General features: G+C 72.1%; 16 protein-coding genes. 6 read left to right on the top strand and 10 right to left on the bottom strand.

The window, feature by feature from the left end; genetic code table 11:
- Positions 1 to 360, bottom strand: coding sequence for an NADH-quinone oxidoreductase subunit A (locus B100_RS0103565; protein WP_003974383.1), 360 nt, complete (start codon positions 358 to 360; stop codon positions 1 to 3).
- An 838-nt stretch (positions 361 to 1,198) separates the two neighbouring features.
- Here B100_RS0103565 and B100_RS0103560 point away from each other — a divergent pair.
- Complete coding sequence (locus B100_RS0103560; RefSeq protein ID WP_037722410.1) at positions 1,199 to 2,026, top strand: C40 family peptidase; 828 nt, start codon at positions 1,199 to 1,201, stop codon at positions 2,024 to 2,026.
- A 301-nt stretch (positions 2,027 to 2,327) separates the two neighbouring features.
- Here the strand turns inward: B100_RS0103560 and B100_RS0103555 are convergent, their stop codons facing one another.
- Positions 2,328 to 4,016, bottom strand: a complete 1,689-nt coding sequence (locus B100_RS0103555) for a hypothetical protein (protein ID WP_024883092.1) — start codon at positions 4,014 to 4,016, stop codon at positions 2,328 to 2,330.
- 166 nt (positions 4,017 to 4,182) lie between these two features.
- Positions 4,183 to 5,466, bottom strand: a complete 1,284-nt coding sequence (locus B100_RS0103550; protein ID WP_024883091.1) for a geranylgeranyl reductase family protein — start codon at positions 5,464 to 5,466, stop codon at positions 4,183 to 4,185.
- 99 nt (positions 5,467 to 5,565) lie between these two features.
- Here B100_RS0103550 and B100_RS0103545 point away from each other — a divergent pair, with 99 nt between their 5' ends.
- Positions 5,566 to 6,072, top strand: coding sequence for a GNAT family N-acetyltransferase (locus B100_RS0103545; protein ID WP_024883090.1), 507 nt, complete (start codon positions 5,566 to 5,568; stop codon positions 6,070 to 6,072).
- A gap of 123 nt (positions 6,073 to 6,195) precedes the next feature.
- Entirely contained in the window at positions 6,196 to 6,549 is a 354-nt protein-coding gene (locus tag B100_RS0103540) for a PASTA domain-containing protein (RefSeq protein WP_037722409.1), read from the top strand.
- On the opposite strand, the gene B100_RS0103535 is transcribed toward B100_RS0103540, so the two are convergent.
- Entirely contained in the window at positions 6,536 to 7,231 is a 696-nt protein-coding gene (locus tag B100_RS0103535; RefSeq protein WP_024883088.1) for a demethylmenaquinone methyltransferase, read from the bottom strand. The genes B100_RS0103540 and B100_RS0103535 overlap by 14 nt on opposite strands.
- A 255-nt stretch (positions 7,232 to 7,486) precedes the next feature.
- Here B100_RS0103535 and B100_RS0103530 point away from each other — a divergent pair, with 255 nt between their 5' ends.
- The gene (locus tag B100_RS0103530; RefSeq protein WP_024883087.1) at positions 7,487 to 8,476 is read left to right on the top strand and encodes a chitinase; all 990 of its coding nucleotides are present in this window, start codon (positions 7,487 to 7,489) and stop codon (positions 8,474 to 8,476) included.
- 18 nt (positions 8,477 to 8,494) lie between these two features.
- Here B100_RS0103530 and B100_RS0103525 read toward each other — a convergent pair whose 3' ends face one another.
- From B100_RS0103525 to B100_RS0103510, 4 genes are all read right to left on the bottom strand, one after another.
- Positions 8,495 to 9,094: an imidazolonepropionase-like domain-containing protein gene (locus B100_RS0103525; RefSeq protein ID WP_024883086.1), complete on the bottom strand. Its 600-nt coding sequence runs from the start codon at positions 9,092 to 9,094 to the stop codon at positions 8,495 to 8,497.
- Positions 9,095 to 9,101: 7 nt separating this feature from the next.
- Positions 9,102 to 10,301, bottom strand: coding sequence for a cyclic dehypoxanthinyl futalosine synthase (mqnC, locus tag B100_RS0103520; RefSeq protein ID WP_024883085.1), 1,200 nt, complete (start codon positions 10,299 to 10,301; stop codon positions 9,102 to 9,104).
- Between the two features lie 68 nt (positions 10,302 to 10,369).
- A complete protein-coding gene (locus tag B100_RS0103515; protein ID WP_024883084.1) occupies positions 10,370 to 11,107 on the bottom strand; it encodes a prepilin peptidase in 738 nt (245 codons plus the stop codon).
- A 13-nt stretch (positions 11,108 to 11,120) separates the two neighbouring features.
- Positions 11,121 to 14,120 carry a BTAD domain-containing putative transcriptional regulator gene (locus tag B100_RS0103510; RefSeq protein ID WP_024883083.1) on the bottom strand — a complete coding sequence of 1,000 codons (3,000 nt, stop codon included), beginning with the start codon at positions 14,118 to 14,120 and terminating at the stop codon, positions 11,121 to 11,123.
- A gap of 223 nt (positions 14,121 to 14,343) precedes the next feature.
- Between B100_RS0103510 and B100_RS37475 the strand changes: the two genes are divergently transcribed.
- Positions 14,344 to 15,021, top strand: a complete 678-nt coding sequence (locus B100_RS37475) for a hypothetical protein (RefSeq protein ID WP_024883082.1) — start codon at positions 14,344 to 14,346, stop codon at positions 15,019 to 15,021.
- Positions 15,022 to 15,110: 89 nt separating this feature from the next.
- Positions 15,111 to 15,455, top strand: coding sequence for a hypothetical protein (locus B100_RS0103500; protein WP_024883081.1), 345 nt, complete (start codon positions 15,111 to 15,113; stop codon positions 15,453 to 15,455).
- Positions 15,456 to 15,485: 30 nt separating this feature from the next.
- Here the strand turns inward: B100_RS0103500 and B100_RS0103495 are convergent, their stop codons facing one another.
- Both B100_RS0103495 and B100_RS0103490 read right to left on the bottom strand, forming a co-directional pair.
- Positions 15,486 to 15,719 (bottom strand): hypothetical protein, encoded by a 234-nt coding sequence (locus B100_RS0103495; protein WP_024883080.1) that lies wholly within the window; start codon positions 15,717 to 15,719, stop codon positions 15,486 to 15,488.
- 361 nt (positions 15,720 to 16,080) lie between these two features.
- Positions 16,081 to 16,671 (bottom strand): hypothetical protein, encoded by a 591-nt coding sequence (locus B100_RS0103490; protein ID WP_024883079.1) that lies wholly within the window; start codon positions 16,669 to 16,671, stop codon positions 16,081 to 16,083.
- Positions 16,672 to 16,676: the final 5 nt, after the last annotated feature.

Here is a 16,676-nt window from a genome sequence, read left to right as displayed (position 1 = left end):
TCAGTCCCATTCCAGGCCGCCGCGCCGCCATACGTACGCGTACGCGACGAAGACGGTGAGCACGAAGAGCAGCATCTCCACGAGCCCGAAAATCCCCAGGGCGTCGAAGGTGACGGCCCAGGGGTAGAGGAAGACGATCTCGATATCGAAGATGATGAAGAGCATCGCCGTCAGGTAGTACTTGATGGGGAAGCGCCCGCCGCCGGCCGGCGTGGGGGTCGGCTCGATGCCGCACTCGTAGGCCTCGAGCTTCGCCCGGTTGTACCGCTTCGGACCGATCAGCGTGGCCATGACCACGGAGAAGATCGCAAAGCCTGCCCCGAGGGCTCCCAGTACGAGGATGGGCGCATACGCGTTCACCGCTCCTCGCTCCTCTCAGTCGGCACTGACTGCTGGCGGTTTGCATTGGACTCACGCGCCCCGCACGCCCCTCGAACCACGCCCGCCCCGGCGAAGATCGAGAACATGTGAAGCAGGTCACAAGCCCAACCGCTCCGCATCTTATGCCTGTGGGTCTGTGATCTGCGACACGGGGTATTGCACAAGCTTTGTGATCTCTACCACCTGACGAACGATCATGAAGTCGGATGAGCAGTGATCTTCACACGCCAAGCGTCCGCGTGATCACCAAAGGTGACATCTTGACCGGTCGATGCAGCTCAGAGGGGTTCCGGAGGAGGCGTCTCCATATCAAGACGATTCCTCTGCATGCAAATTGGTGTGGGACGAGATCGCTTGATAGAGGACGCGTTCACACATGAGGGGGGTCGCGAGGCGCGATGTGGACGTGTGCACGCGTTCACGAAGTCCGGACCGCGCTCCGATCACCCAACACCCCCGCCGTGCGGCCGACTCGGGAGGGGCAAAGCGGGCACTTCATCTCATGAAGGCACCCCAGGAGCCGCGAACCGGACAAGCGGCCCTCGCGGAGGTGCCCGCCGGCCCGCCGGACGCCCTGACGGCCCCGATCGTTCCGTGACCTCCGTCACACTTATGAGAGGCCCTCAGGAACGGGGCTTGGCCAACCAACCCAACCAGTGGTAAGCGGGGAGCAATTCGGGCGTAACGATGAAAGTACGTGATCACGGCCCGGTCACGGCCGCCCGCAATGTCCGTTGTGGCGTCAATGGCAGGGGACGCGCGGGGAATTTGGGCGCCCGATTGAACAACTGTGGCGCAGCACACGTTTCTTGAAGATATGAAGCAGCCCCTGGTACCGGTTGTTCCCATGTCCCACACCGCTCACATACGCAGCCACCGGAAACCCCGCCGCACCGCGCCCTCCACGATCGCGATGCGGGCCGGAGTTGCCGGTGGCGTCCTCAGCACCCTGGCAGTGGCCGGGGCGTCGGGTTCGGCGAACGCCGCCGAGCCGGTGACGCAGACCCTCGAACTGCCCACCCTGACGGCCGACCTGGCCGCCCAGGTCGCCCAGTCCGCGGACGCCACCCAGCAGGCGGCCGCGAACTACCAGCTGCGGGCCGAGCGCGACGCGGCGGCCGAACTGGCCGCCAAGCAGGCCAAGGCGGACCTCGCGGAGGCCAAGAAGAAGGCCGAGGCCAGGAAGAAGGCGGCCGAGGAGGCCCGCGAGGCGGCCGCCGAGCGCGCCGCCCGCGACGCCGAGCGCCCCTCGCTCACCACGCAGAGCGCGACCGTCTCCGCGCCGGCCAGCGGCAGCGTCGCGACGGTCATCGCCTTCCTCCAGGCGCAGGTGGGCGACGCCTACGTCATGGGTGCCACGGGCCCCAACGCCTGGGACTGCTCCAGCCTGGTGCAGGCCGCGTTCAAGCAGGTCGGTGTGGACCTGCCGCGCGTCTCCCAGGACCAGTCGATGGTGGGCACCGACATCCCGCTGTCGCAGGTCCAGGTCGGCGACATCCTCTACTGGGGCGGCAAGGGTTCCGCGTACCACGTGGGTGTCTACATCGGGAACGGCCAGTACCTGGACGCCGCCAACCCCTCGAAGGGCGTCGTCATCCAGGACCTCTCCGGCTACCCGGCGTCGGGTGCCGTGCGCGTGCTCTGAGCCGCGCCCCACGGACGGAAGGGCCGCTGCCTCACGGAGGCGGCGGCCCTCCGCGTGTTGAAGGGCGGGCCCGCACGGCACGCCGTCCCTCCCGGTGACCGCGCACGCCCGCGCGGCGGGCAAGATCACCGTAATGCCGGAATTGCACCCTGCGCGGCGGGCGTTGGCGGCGCGCGGAACCCCATCGCGACCCCCGCCGCGCCCCGTGACGGGCTCTCACGGGCCCCCGGACACGCGACGGGGGCCGGAGTCCGACGCGGCGGACTCCGGCCCCCACAGGGGCGTCACAGCGACGCGCGCGTCAGGCGGCCGCCTCTCCCCCGCGCCGTGCGCGGCGGCGCTGGTGCGCCACGACGCCCGCGCCGAGTCCCAGCGCGAGCAGTGCCGCGCCGCCGAGCAGGCCCACGCCCTGGGCGCCGGTGAGCGCCAGACCGCCGTCGGTGTCGCCGCCCGCGGCGCCGCCGGAGGTGCCGTTCGTCCCGTTCGTCCCGCTGTCCGGTCCGTCGGAGCCGCCCTCGTCACCGGTCCCGGGCGCGGACGGGTCGGCCGACGGGCCGCCGTCGGACCCGCCCGCACCGCCGTCGTCCGGCGCGTCAGGGGCGTTCAGCACGATCCACGCGGTGTCGTTCGCGGGGTCGGAGTCGTAGGGGTTGTCCCACTCCGGCATCGCCACCTTGCCCTTGGCGCCCTCCACGACCCGGTCGACGCGCAGCTCGAACGGGAAGGTGAGCCGGGCGTCCTCCAGCAGCGGGGTGGCCACCGAGCAGCGGTAGCCCGGCACGCTCCCGTCGACCGTGATGGTCCGGCACTCCTTCGGCGCCGAGGCCACACTCGACCCCTCGGGCGCGGTCACCGTGAAGGAGAACGGCTCGCCGCCGGAGCGCAGGGCGCTGATCCAGGCCGGCCCGTTGTTGCGGAAGCCGATCTCCGCCGTGACGGTGTCGCCGGCCGCGCCGGACGCGGAGACGCCGGTGAGTTCCAGGTCGTAGGTGTTGGTCGTGGGCAGGTCCAGCTCGGCGTACTTGGTGTGGTCGGCGGGGTCGGCGTCCGCCGCCCGCCGCAACGTCAGGTCCGGCCCGGTGCCTTGCCGGCGCCCCTGGCCCTGGTGCAGCGTCTTCTCCTCGCCCGGCTCCAGGGGCCGGAACGAGTAGGAGAAGATGTCGTGCAGCGCGAAGTCCGCGGCCTTCACCCGCACCGGCCGCGACAGGGTGTACGCCGCCCCCGCCTCGAGGGTGTCCGGGAAGGTGCAGAGCACCTCGGTGTGCTGCTCCAGCAGCGGGCCCGTGTCCACCACGGTCGAGGAGCAGTTGCCGTACGGGTCGGGGAAGGACAGCCCGCGGGAGCCGTACAGCCGGAGCACCGCCCCCTCGGACGACAGCCCGCCGACGTTCATCACGCCCGGCGCCGGCTCGAAGGTGCCCCCGGCCTTCAGGTTCTCCGGCAGGGAGAGCCGGCGGTTCAGCAGCTCGGGCCCGCCGACGCGCACGTCGATCGTGAGCGGCCGGAAGTCCAGCCCCTCCCCCTCGCCGGTGACGACGATCTTCCCGGCGTCCCCGGCCTCGCTGTCGTCGGCGAGGTCCAGTCTGATGCCGCCGACCCGGTTGTAGGTCGTGCCGGCGTACAGGTCGTAGCCCGAACAGACCGCGACCAGGCCGTCGGCCTCGCAGGGCAGGTCGGCCTTCGCGACGCCCTTCAGCCCGCGGGCGTCGATGCGGATCGTGTAGTCCCCGAGGTGCACCGGCGGGACCTCACCGTCCCCCTCGAACGGCGTGCCGGGGGCGTCGAGCCGCAGGTCGACCTGCGGCTCGGTGGGGTCGCCGTTGTCCGAGTGGAGGGACAGGTCCACCCGGTCCTCGCCCGTGATCACCACCGGGAGCGGGGCGTCGGCCGCGTGGGCCGCGCCCTGGACTCCGGCGGCGGCCAGAGCCGTGGCGCCCACCGCTCCCAGTGCCGCGAGCCGCGCGCGCAGCCGTCTCGCCTGCTGTGTCATGGATGGCTCTTTCGTCGAACGGGACGTGCCCGACTGGGTCACGTCCCGTTCGACACCGCCCGGAGTCGATCAGTTGTTCACGGATGCGTCACACGAAGATCACGATCGGACACCGTGCCCGGCCATGCCGGACATGCCCGCCGACTCCGGTCACGCGCGCCGCCGGTCACGCCTTCGGGGCCACCTTGCTCAGACCGTTGATGATGCGGTCCATCGCGTCGCCGCCCGTCGGGTCGGTCAGGTTGGCGAGCAGCTTCAGCGTGAACTTCATCAGCATCGGGTGCGTCAGGCCGCGCTGGGCGGCGATCTGCATGACCTTCGGGTTGCCGATGAGCTTCACGAAGGCGCGGCCGAGCGTGTAGTAGCCGCCGTAGGTGTCCTTCAGGACGCGCGGGTAGCGCTGGAGGGCGACCTCCCGCTGGGCGGGGGTGGCGCGCGCGTGAGCCTGCACGATGACGTCGGCGGCGATCTGCCCGGACTCCATCGCGTAGGCGATGCCCTCGCCGTTGAACGGGTTGACCAGGCCGCCCGCGTCGCCGACGAGCAGCAGCCCGCGCGTGTAGTGCGGCTGGCGGTTGAAGGCCATGGGGAGCGCGGCGCCGCGGATCGGGCCGGTCATGTTGTCCGGGGTGTAGCCCCAGTCCTCCGGCATGGACGCGCACCAGGCCTTCAGGACCTCGCGCCAGTCCAGCTCCTTGAAGGAGTCGGAGGTGTTGAGCACGCCGAGGCCGACGTTGGAGGTGCCGTCGCCCATGCCGAAGATCCAGCCGTAGCCGGGCAGCAGCCGGTCCTGCGGGCCGCGGCGGTCCCACAGCTCCAGCCAGGACTCCAGGTAGTCGTCGTCGTGGCGGGGCGAGGTGAAGTAGGTGCGCACGGCGACGCCCATCGGGCGGTCCTCGCGCCGGTGCAGCCCCATCGCCAGGGACAGCCGGGTGGAGTTGCCGTCGGCGGCCACCACCAGCGGGGCGTGGAAGGTGACCTCCCGCTTCTCCTCGCCCAGCTTGGCCTTCACGCCCGTGATGCGGCCGGTGCGGTCGTCGATGATCGGCGCACCCACGTTGCACCGCTCGTAGAGCCGGGCGCCCGCCTTCTGGGCCTGCCCGGCGAGCTGCTCGTCGAAGTCGTCGCGCTTGCGGACGAGTCCGTAGTCCGGGAAGGAGGCGAGTTCCGGCCAGTCGAGCTGGAGGCGGACGCCGCCGCCGATGATGCGCAGGCCCTTGTTGCGCAGCCAGCCGGCCTCCTCGGAGATGTCGATGCCCATCGCCACGAGCTGCTTGGTGGCGCGCGGGGTCAGGCCGTCGCCGCAGACCTTCTCCCGGGGGAACTCGGTCTTCTCCAGCAGGAGCACGTCGAGTCCGGACCGGGCCAGGTGGTAGGCGGTGGTGGAGCCGGCTGGCCCCGCGCCGACGACGATCACATCGGCGGTGTTGTCGGAGAGGGGCTCGGTCACGGCGGGATCTCCCCAAGGTTCGAAATCTTCGTGCCGACCGGCACTGGACACAGGCAGTCTATTCAGCGGACGTGATCACCCGGCTGAAGGGCTGCCCCCGTGAACCGAGCTCTCCCCGCTGTACGGCTGCGAGTCCCCACCGACGAGGACGCCGTCACCTGGCACCGCATCTTCGACGACCCGGACGTGATGGAGTTCCACGGCGGGAAGGCGGCGGAGCTGTCGGTCTACGAGGAACTCACCGCGCGCCAGCGCCGGCACGACGCCGAACTGGGCTTCTGCCTGTGGAGCATGCTCGACGAGACGGGGCAGGTCATCGGCTTCACCGGCGCCCAGCCCTGGCCGCACGCGTGGGGCCCGGCCGGTGAGATCGAGATCGGCTGGCGGCTCGCCCGGAACCACTGGGGCAAGGGGTACGTCACGGCGGCGGCCGTGGAGACGCTGGAGCGGGTGCGCGCGACGGGCCTGACGCACGTGGTGGCGATGGTGGACACCCGCAACGCCCGGTCCACGGCGGTCACCCAGCGGCTGGGCATGCGCCTCGCCGAGACGTTCACCTCGCCGGCGTCGCGGCGGGAGGGCCACTGCTACCGGCTCGACCTCTGACCGCACCACGCCCGCCGCTACGTAACTCTCGGTCGTCGATTGTCACGGAACGCCACAGAATGCTTCCGTCGGGCGCGCCCCCGGCCTACCCTGCCGGTACCGCTGGGGGTGACGTCCGTGCGTATGACACCCGAGCATTTCAGGGCATCCGGGGTGCGCGTGCCGCGCCTGGTCGGCCTGATGGCCGTGGACGCGCGCGAGTCGGCGCGGGCCAGGGGCCTGTCCGTCGAGGCGCCCGGCCGGCCGGACTTCCGCCACGCCGTCGTGGACTACGTGGTCCGCCAGTACCCGCAGCCCGGCACCGAGGTGCCCCGCCACTCCGTGGTGCACGTATGGCTGGACTTCGGCGAGGGCGAAGGAGGCGGCGGGGTGCGCGAGCCGCGCGGCCCGCTGCCGCCGCCGGGCGGACTCCGGTGCGAACGGGACGAACCCGGCGCCGGGGCCGCCGCGCGTGTCGTGGCGCTCAGCTCTCCTTGAAACCCCGGTGCAGCGCCACCACACCGCCGGTGAGGTCGCGCCACGCCACCTTGGACCAGCCGGCCTGCTGGAGCCGTCCGGCCAGTCCCGCCTGGTCCGGCCAGGCGCGAATGGACTCGGCGAGGTACACGTAGGCGTCCGGGTTGGACGACACCGCGCGGGCGACCGGCGGCAGCGCCCGCATCAGGTACTCGGTGTAGACCGTGCGGAACGGCGCCCACGTCGGGTGCGAGAACTCGCAGATGACGATCCGCCCGCCGGGCCGGGTCACCCGGTGCATCTCGCGCAGCGCCCCGTCGAAGTCCTGCACGTTGCGCAGGCCGAAGGAGATGGTGACGGCGTCGAACACGTCGTCCTTGAAGGGCAGCCGGGTCGCGTCGCCCGCCGTGAACGGCAGCCAGGCGTTGCGCTGCTTGCCGACCCTGAGCATGCCCTGGGAGAAGTCGCAGGGCACGACGTAGGCGCCGGTGCGGGCGAACGGCATCGACGAGGTGCCGGTGCCCGCCGCCAGGTCGAGGACCTTCTGCGCGGGCCGGGCGCCGACCGCCTTCGCGACCTCCTTGCGCCACAGCCGCGTCTGCCCGAGGGACAGCACGTCGTTGGTCAGGTCGTACCGTTCCGCGACGTCGTCGAACATCGAGGCGACTTCGTGCGGCTGCTTGTCCAGGGATGCGCGGGTCACGGGCCCATTCTTGCAGCCCGCCCGTCCGGCGGAGGCGTCGGCTCGTCCCGGGCCGTTCGGCGTCCCCCTCGGCGACCGGTCCCGCAGCCCGCCCGTCGCCGCGCCCGCGTACCCTGTGGGTTCCCCGAGGAATCACACGAACCGGGCCGTCCGCCGAGAATCACCGAAATGCAGGTGTACATCCTCAGAAACCACACAGACTCGTGTGCCATGGTGACCCCCCTCCGACGTCGACTCATGAACGGAACGAACCCGATGCGCGGTCCGCTGTCCTCCGCTGCCGGGTTCGCCCTCCTCGCCGCCCTGGCCCTGGCCGGCGTGGGCTGCTCCGCCGGGGACGACGCGGCGGACGCGAACGCGGGATCCTCCGTGCCGGTCCCCGCGTACGCGCCCTACGTCAACGCCTCCACCGCCTCCGGCACCGACGCGGCGGGCTCCCCCACGACGTACAACCTGGCGTTCGTCATCTCCTCCGACGGCGGCTGCACCCCGGCCTGGGACGGTGTCCAGGACGTCGACGACGCGCACGTGACGTCCCGGATCGCGGCGCTCACCCGCACCGGCGCCGATGTGCGGGTCTCCTTCGGCGGCGCCCACGGTGACGAACTGGCGGCCGTCTGCGACACCCCCGAGGACCTGGCCGAGGCGTACGGCGCGGCACTGGACGCGGCCGGTTCCACCCGCGCCGACTTCGACATCGAGGGCGACGAACTCGCCGACTCCGCCTCCGTGGACCGGCGTTCCGAGGCGATCGCCCTCCTCCAGGAGGAACGCGAGGATCTGGAGGTGACGTTCACCCTCCCGGTCATGCCGTACGGGCTCGACGACGAGGGACTGGAACTGCTGGAGTCGGCGAACGACCACGGCGTCCAGGTCGCCACCGTCAACCTCATGACGATGAACTACGCCGAGTCCTACGACGGCGACATGGGCGACTACGCCCTCACCGCCGCGCGGTCGGCGCACGCCCAGCTCCGGGACGTCTTCGGCCTGTCGGAGGCGGCGGCCTGGCGGGGCATGGCACTCACCCCGATGCTCGGCGTCAACGACGTGAAGGGCGAGACGTTCACGCTTCAGGACGCGGCGCAGGTCCGTGCCTTCGCCGAGGACAAGGGCGTCGCGTGGCTGTCGGCGTGGTCGGCGTTCCGGGACCGCCCCTGCGAGAAGGACGCCGACGACCCGCTGACGGACTGCAGCGGGGTGGAGCAGGAGGACGGCGCGTTCGGCGAGACGCTCACGGGCTGAGAACCGGCCGGCCCGCGGTCAGCGCCGCCGGTGCACCAGACGTCCGGCCACGACGGTCGCCACGCACGTGGACGCGCCCTCACGGACCAGGGCGTCGCGGTCGGGCACGTCGAACACCGCGAACCGCGCGGGCTTCCCGGCGCCGAGACCCGGCAGCAGCACCAGCGGCACCGGGGAGAGCGCCGGAGTCCCGGGCAGTGCGGCCGGACGCCCCGCCAGGGCGAGCCCCGCCCTGCGCACCGCGTCCAGGGCCTCACGGCTGCGCAGTTCACCGGCGACCGCGACCGTGCCGTGCGCCAGCAGGCGCTGCACCCCACGGCGCGCGCTGGCGCCCCGCGCGGAGGGCCCGGAGGCGAGCAGGGCCCGCGCGCGCAGCCCGAACAGCGGCTCGGTGCCCAGCCGGTCCGCCTCGCGCGGGTCGGGGTGGTAGGCCTGCTCCAGCAGTTCCGGGCCGTACGGGTTGAGCAGTCCGGGCGTCATGATGCCGGGCCACCGCCGCAGCCGGGCGTCCGGGTGGGCGGCGGCCAGTTCCTCGTGCGGGCCGACGGCCGCGATGAGCGCGCCGTCGACCAGGACGGCCGTCCCGGGCGAGGCGTCGGCGACGTGAAGGGTCAGCACCGGGGCGTCAGTTCGCCGGCAGGAGCTTCAGCTCCGGGTGGGCCGTGCCGCCCTCGATGGCGGTGGAGGAGATGTGCGAGACCACCCGGTCGTCGACGGGATCGTTCGCCGGGTCGTCGTGCACGACGAGGTGCTCGTACGTCGTCGAGCGCTGCGCCGGGACCCGGCCCGCCTTGCGGATCAGGTCGATGATCTCCAGCCGGTTGGAGCGGTGCCTGGCACCGGCGGAGGAGACCACGTTCTCCTCGAGCATGATCGAGCCGAGGTCGTCCGCGCCGTAGTGCAGGGAGAGCTGGCCGACCTCCTTGCCGGTGGTCAGCCAGGAGCCCTGGATGTGCGCCACGTTGTCCATGAAGATCCGGGCGACGGCGATCATCCGCAGGTACTCGAAGAGCGTCGCCTGCGTGCGGCCCTTCAGGTGGTTGTTCTCCGGCTGGTAGGTGTACGGGATGAACGCGCGGAAGCCGCCCGTGCGGTCCTGCACGTCCCGGATCATCCGCAGGTGCTCGATCCGCTCGGCGTTGGTCTCGCCGGTGCCCATCAGCATGGTGGAGGTGGACTCCACGCCCAGGTTGTGGGCGATCTCCATGATCTCCAGCCAGCGTTCGCCGGACTCCTTCAGCGGGGCGATCGCCTTGCGCGGGCGCTCCGGGAGCAGTTCGGCGCCGGCGCCGGCGAAGGAGTCGAGACCGGCCGCGTGGATCCGCGTGATCGCCTCCTCGACGCTCACCTTCGAGATCCGCGCCATGTGCTCGACCTCGCTCGCCCCCAGGCTGTGGATGACGAGCTGCGGGAACTCCTTCTTGATGGCCGCGAAGTGCTTCTCGTAGTACTCGACGCCGTAGTCCGGGTGGTGGCCGCCCTGGAACATGATCTGCGTGCCGCCCAGCTCGACGGTCTCCGCGCAGCGGCGCAGGATGTCGTCGAGGTCGCGGGTCCAGCCCTTGGCGGTGTCCTTGGGGGCCGCGTAGAACGCGCAGAACCTGCACGCCGTGACACACACGTTCGTGTAGTTGATGTTCCGCTCGATGATGTACGTGGCGATGTGCTCGGTGCCCGCGTAGCGGCGGCGGCGGACGGCGTCGGCGGCGGCGCCCAGCGCGTGCAGCGGGGCGTCGCGGTAGAGGACCAGGGCCTCTTCGGGGGTGATCCGCCCACCGGCGGCGGCACGGTCGAGGACGGGCTGAAGGTCGGCCTTCTCGGTCACCGGTGTCCCTTTCGCAGGGGTGTGGACGGACGGAATCAGCGTACGTCAGCCGGTTGCGCCCGTTGACGTCAGGCCGCGTACGCGCCCATCAGCAGCCCCGCGAAGGCCCCGCCGATCAGGAACGGGCCGAACGGGACGGACGTCTTGCGCCCCGCCTTCCGGGCGACCACCAGCGCCCCGCCGTACAGCGCCCCGAGCAGAAAGCCGGCGAGGGTGCCGAGCAGCACGGTCGGCCAGCCGTACCAGCCGAGGACCGCGCCCGCGCCGAGCGCCAGCTTCACGTCGCCGAAGCCCATCCCGGACGGGTTGACCAGGAACAGCACGAAGTAGCCCGCGCCCAGCGCGAGCGCGCCCAGCAGGGCGTCCGTCCACTCCCCCGCGTGCTCGGGCACCAGCGCGGTCAGGCCCAGCAGCACCAGGGCGGTGGCCGCGAAGGGCAGGGTGAGCGGGTCGGGCAGCCGCTGCACCCGGAAGTCCACGGTCGCGAGCAGCACGCCGGCGGGCGCCAGCAGCAGCCACACCGCCAGCTCGGGGCGGGTCCCGGTGGCGGCCGCGAGGGCGGCGCAGACCAGCGCGGTGACCGTCACGGGGACGGCGGCGCCCTTCCCGTACGGCGCTCCCGCGCACGCCCGGCAGCGGGCCGGTCCGAGCCAGCCCGCCAGCTGATGTCCCTGCGGGCACGCCGTACGCCACTCCTCCCCGGCCGGGACGGAGAACCGGTGTGCGGCGCGGGGCAGCACCGCGCCGGCCGCCGCGCCCCACAGGGCGGCGACGGCGATCAGCGCGACCTCCAGGCCGTCGGTCATCCCGTCCGGCCGCTCAGCCGGCCGCCGCGACCGCGTCGCGCCACGTCGGCAGCAGTTCGTCCAGCAGCGCCTCGGTGCGCGGCGGCAGCCCGCGGGCACCGCCGCGCGCGACCAGGTCGGACGCCAGGGCGGTGAGCCGCGCCGGGTCGTCCAGGGCGTGGGTGGCCCGCAGCAGCTCGTTCCACAGCCGCTCGTCGGCCGGGGCCGTGCGCAGCGCGGCGTTCAGCGCCTCGATGGCCTTCTCCGCGCGGTTCTTCTCCATGTGGAACTCGGAGAGCGCCAGGCCGGTGTCCGCGACGAGCAGCGGCAGCTGCGCGTCGACGATCTCGTGGGTGAGCCAGCGGTAGCGGCCCTCGGGCCGGTCGGCGAGGAGCGGGCCGCGCACCAGCACCAGCGCGTCGGTGAGCAGGCGCCCGCGCACCGCCCGGCTGTCGACGCCCTTGCCCTGCGTCGCCTCGTGGTACAGCGAGCGCAGCACGTCCAGGTCGGAGACCACGGACTTGGCGAGGGTCAGCCGGCCGGTGTCGTCGGTGCGCAGCCGCGGGCTGCCGTCGGGGTCGGTGCCGAGCCAGTCGCGCAGCCGGCCGATCAGCGCCTCGCGCACGTCGTCGGTGACACCGCGCGGCCACAGCGCGGAGGACAGCACCCGCGGGTGCACTCCCTCGCGGTGCAGGAGCAGCAGCGCCAGCGCCTCGTGCAGCAGCGCGCTGCGCTCGCCGTCGGGCGCCTCCAGACCGATGATCTCGTACGACCCGACCAGACGCGCGTACACGGCGGGCCGGCCCTGCTCGCTGATGTCGACGAGGAACGGCGGCGTGGTGCCGGGCCCGTCGGGGCTGCGCTCCGGGTCGGACTCGGTGAACAGCTCGACGACCGCGCGCTGTTGAGCGGCGGGCAGCAGCTGCGCGTCGAGTTCCAGACCGAGCAGCGGGGCGAGCAGCTTGCCCGCGCCGGTGATCTCCATCTCCCAGGCGGCGCCCGGCAGATCGCCGCTGCCGGTGCCGACGAGGTAGCCGATGCCGAGACGACTGGCGTCCGCGGCGAGTTCGGCGAGCGTCATGGCGTCGTCGGGGGACGGCTCGGCGGCGAGCAGCACCAGGTGCGGGGCCCAACGGGTGTGCTGTGCGGGGCCGGTGCGGCCGGTGAGCACCGAGTCGTGCCCGGCCGCGCCGAGCGCGCCGCGCCGCTGCCGGGTCTCCGCCTCCATCGTCTCGATCAGCGCCTCGATGCCGTCGAGGTGGCGCAGCCGGCTGGGCGCGAGCGCGGTGAGGTCCTCGCCGAACCCGACGAGGGTGATGGTCATGCGGTCCGACCAGCCGTTGGTGGCCAGCTCGGCGGCGACGGACGCGAACACCGCCGCCCGGTCCTCCTCACGGCCGCTCAGCGACACGATGCCGGGGACCGACTCCAGGTTGAGCAGCAGCCGGGAGTCGTCCATGGTGCCGAGGCTGACCAGGCCGGGGTACGGCGCTGCGGTGTCGACGTCCTCGTAACTCCCGGCGTCGGCGCGGGCCAGCATCCAGAACGTCTGGTCCTGCCCGAGCTGCCAGGGCGCCGGCGGCTTCCCGGACGGCTGGGCGAGCTGGAGGTGCAGATCACCGTTGCTGAGCCAGGCCGCGTAGACCGTGGGCAGCGGGCGGGACTCGGCGGCCAGCGACGCGGCGAGCCCGCGCAGCGACCGGTCCAGCAGCCGTACGCCCTCGGGGTCGGCGCCGACCAGCAGCGCGTCCTGGACGTCGAGGGCGTCGCCGGTGGGCGTCGGCGGCTCCATGCCACGCCGCCCGCCGATACCGCCGAACGCCGACTGCCACAGCGCCTGCCGGCGCCGGTGCCCGAGCGCCCCGAGCAGACCGGCGGCCAGCAGCGGGGCGGCGAGCAGTGCCTCGGGGAGCCCGAACGACGAGGAGTCCCGGGCGGGCGTGGCGACCTGGTCCGGCGCGGGGCGTCGCAGGTCGGCGTGACCGGTCTCGCCGGCGGGCGCGGGCCGCTGCTCGGGCACGTTCACGTGGGCGGTGCCGGGGCCGCTGCCGCTGCCGCTGCCGCTGCCCTGAGCCTGGTCGCCGCCGCTGCCCTGAGCCTGGTCGCCGCCGCCGGCCGCGCCGTCGCCGGTCTTCGCGTAGTCGCTGATCTGCTGCCGCACCTCGGGCGACACCTCGGGGGCGTCGTCCGGCATCTCGACGAGGTCGCCGCCGCGGGCGTCACCGGGCATCTCCATGATCCAGCCGGGGCGGATCAGACTGGCCTCGTTCAGCCGCGAACCGTCGGGCTGCACGCGGTCCTTGTTGAGCTCGAAGATCTCCTTGTACCGGCGTCCGTCGCCGAGGTGCCGCTCGGCGATCTCCCACAGCGAGTCGTGGTGACGGCCCTCGGGCGGCTGGATCCGGTAGAACTTCGTGTCGCCCTGCTGCCTGGCGGTGGAGCCGGCAGCCTCGGTGTGCGAGGCCTGCTCGGCGACCGCGGCTGCGGTGCCGGCCGCCTGCTCCTGCTGCTGGGCGAAGAGGCCGGGCGTCTGCTGGGCGGCGGCCACGGTGGGCCGCTGGTTGTCGTCGTAGGTCTGCCCGAGCTGGGCGAGCGACGGGGTGAAGCTGGCGGCGGTCGCGCCGACGAGCAGCAACGCCGCGACGAGCTGCCGGGCGAGCAACTGGCTGGGCCCGGCGCCGGGCACCCGCCCCGGCACGCCGACCCCGGAGAGCGCGGCCTTCATCTCCACCAGCACGCACGCGGTGAACTGCGCCCAGGCGAGCCAGACGATGAACGTCAGGATGGAGAGGAAGGTCGAGACGGAGATGTCCTGCTTGAGCCACTCCATCGGCTCGAACGTGTCGGGGAACGGCCAGCCCGCCGTCACCGCCAGCGCGAGCGGCACGCCGACGACCAGCACGAGCAGCGCCACGAACGCGAGGAACGCCTTGACGAAGTCCCCGAACGACCGCCGCCGCACCCGCACGGGCTGCGGCGTCCTGTTCCTCGGAGCCGTCGAGCTCGACGGGCTGTCACTGCGGCGTCGCGGCATGGCGGGTGTCCTGAGGTGTGGGGAGAAGAGGTCCTTGAGGCTAGGGGGATCTTATTGACTCGAATGGCCGCAGTCGAAGGGTCCCGCCCGTCTCCGCTCCGTCGGCCCTCGCTCCTCGCCCCGCACACTCCGCACAGCCCCCACACAACCCCCCAATGCCTCACAAAGACCCCTGATAGCTTCGATGGCAGCTACACACAGCCGACACCAGGGGGAACCGTCCGTGGCACGCCGCGCCTTCATCACGTCCGCCGCCGCCCTCACTGCGGCGACGGCACTGCTGCTCACGGGGTGCGGAGGTGACGACTCGTCCCCGGACGACATCAAGGGAGCGGACGCGGGGTCCAAGAGCCCGTCGGCGACGGCACCGGCCCCGACGGCGCCCGGCGCGGACCGCCCGGAGATCACCATCCCGAGCAGCTTCAGGCTCACCTTCCAGGACTGGACGAGCGACGACCCGACGAAGCAGGCCGTCCTGGACGACGGGCGGGAGCAGCTCCGCGCGGGGTACGCGGCCATCATCGCCAACGACCCCGAAGGCGAAGCCCTCGCCTTCTACCACACGGAATCGGGCACCTTCGGCGAGGTCGAGGAGAACGAACTGTCGGCCACGGCCACGACCTCCCGCATCAAGGTCACCCAGACGAGGGGGCCGAAGGGCGGGACGGGCACCCTGTCGTCGGTCGACCCGTCCTGGGAACCACCGCCCTGCTGGTACGAACCGGTCTTCACCCCAGAACAGTTGAAGAACTTCGCGGAGTCGGAGGCCGCGGGGGACGTCAGCATCCGGCAGGCCTGGTACGGCGAGGGTCTGTGGACCGACCATTTCAGGGACGAGAAGGACGCCCGGAACTACTTCGGCACACCTGCGGCCGTTCCGGGCTACGAGAACAACCGCTGAACGGAGCCGCGGCCCGGCCGGTGCCGGTCGTACTCTGCTGAGGAGTGCCGAGCCGGCCGTCGGGGCCGGACCGCCGAGGGGGATGCCGTATGGGTGAGGGCAAGAGCGATCTCGCGCTTCCGTTGTCCGATCTGGAGGATTACGGGCGCCGGTTGCGGTCGCTGAAGAAGCGGATGAACCACACCAAGAAGCTCTTCGACTCGTACAAGGACGACGTCGGCGACGGCGGCGTCAACGACGCCCTCTCCGACTTCGAGTCGAACTGGGAGGACGGCCGTGAGGACATCACCCAGCAACTCGACGCGCTCGCGGGCATGTCCGACGCAGTGGTGCGCGAGTTCAAAAAGCTCGAGGACGAACTCACCAAGCAGGTCAACGAGAAGATGAAGGTCGAGGACAAGCGCCCCAGGAAAGGCGGCGGGGCCGAGAAGTGAGCTCCCCGGCCCCGGCCCCGTGACGCCGGCTCAGTACAGCGTCGCGTGCAGGTGGGCGTCCACCGCGACGCCCTGCGGGGAGAGCGAGACGCCCACACCCGCGGTGAGGCCTATGTTCCCCGCCTCGACGTGGACACCGAGGGCGCCCGCCTCCGCGTGGACGCCGAGGTCGAGGCCGGCGCCGCCGCCCGCCTGGCCGCCGGAGACGAAGTCCAGGTCGGCGTCGGAGAGTTCGGCGGTGTCCACCCGGGGGGCAGGATTCATGGGGGCGCGTTTCCCTTCGTGTCGGACGTCGCGTCGCTTGACGTCCACCGATTTCCGTCACGGAATGCGGAATGGTCCGCGGCGGCGAACAGCGATCGCTTCACCGATGAAAGCACGCGCGCATTTCCCCGACCAGCGGCGTTCGACCGGCGGCCCGCTCCGAGGCACCGAACACGTCACAGGTGTGACGGGAACGGCGAGGAAAGGGCGCGGCTTCTTCACGTCCGGCACTCGGTGATCGGCCACGCACCGGTCACGGCCCGGTGAAAAGGCAGGTCACGTAAACGCCACGAGTAGCAGCCGTGAATCCTGTGCCCATTTCCGGGTTTCTTCGGTCAGGGCGTCGGAGCCGTTCGAGCCGTCACAGCGTCAGGGTCCGCGCGATGCCGTCCACGATGCCCTCCAGTGGTTCGTCGAGGACCGGTTCGGTCCAGGACACCATCAGCGTGACGGCCGCGTCCGTCGTCGGCGGGCGCACGCCGTAGAAGAGCGTGCGGACGACCGGCCGCGGCCCGAACGGCCGCTTGCGCTCCTCGACGAGGTTCTGCCGGATCCGTACGGCGTCCCCGAGCGGCAGCCGCACCCGGCTGACGTCCGGCGGCCCGAAGTCCGTCGCCGACATGGACTCGGCGAGGAGGTCGAGGGTCACCTCGGGGTAGGTCGCGTCGGGGTGGATCGCGTCCAGTTCGAGCACCGCCGCCACGGACTGGTGCCCGCTGACGTACCAGCCGAACGCGCCGAGCGGCTCCCGGCCGCGGCAGTCGGCCGCCGCGCGTTCCAGGTCGCGGGCCAGCAGCCGGGCGCTGCCCTTCTCGCCGTCGCGTGCGTAGCGCTCGACGAGCTCCCTCGCCTGGTACTTGGCCCAGTAGGACAGGTCCAGCGTGCCGGCCACCGGGAACGGCACCCAGTCCTCCGAGCACTCCAGGCCCAGCTTCGACAGGTCGTCGGTCATCGGCG

The organism is Streptomyces sp. CNH189, from assembly GCF_000527195.1.
This window is presented reverse-complemented; position numbering and strand designations above follow the sequence as displayed.

What these genes read in the sequence shown, in the direction of transcription:
- B100_RS0103500 (WP_024883081.1), top strand. Translation starts at nt 15,111, where the DNA reads ATGGGTGAGGGCAAGAGCGATCTCGCGCTTCCGTTGTCCGATCTGGAG.
- B100_RS0103510 (WP_024883083.1), bottom strand. Translation starts at nt 14,120, where the DNA reads ATGCCGCGACGCCGCAGTGACAGCCCGTCGAGCTCGACGGCTCCGAGG.
- B100_RS0103560 (WP_037722410.1), top strand. Translation starts at nt 1,199, where the DNA reads ATGAAGCAGCCCCTGGTACCGGTTGTTCCCATGTCCCACACCGCTCAC.
- B100_RS0103490 (WP_024883079.1), bottom strand. Translation starts at nt 16,671, where the DNA reads ATGACCGACGACCTGTCGAAGCTGGGCCTGGAGTGCTCGGAGGACTGG.
- B100_RS0103495 (WP_024883080.1), bottom strand. Translation starts at nt 15,719, where the DNA reads ATGAATCCTGCCCCCCGGGTGGACACCGCCGAACTCTCCGACGCCGAC.
- B100_RS0103555 (WP_024883092.1), bottom strand. Translation starts at nt 4,016, where the DNA reads ATGACACAGCAGGCGAGACGGCTGCGCGCGCGGCTCGCGGCACTGGGA.
- B100_RS0103530 (WP_024883087.1), top strand. Translation starts at nt 7,487, where the DNA reads ATGCGCGGTCCGCTGTCCTCCGCTGCCGGGTTCGCCCTCCTCGCCGCC.
- B100_RS0103515 (WP_024883084.1), bottom strand. Translation starts at nt 11,107, where the DNA reads ATGACCGACGGCCTGGAGGTCGCGCTGATCGCCGTCGCCGCCCTGTGG.
- B100_RS0103540 (WP_037722409.1), top strand. Translation starts at nt 6,196, where the DNA reads ATGACACCCGAGCATTTCAGGGCATCCGGGGTGCGCGTGCCGCGCCTG.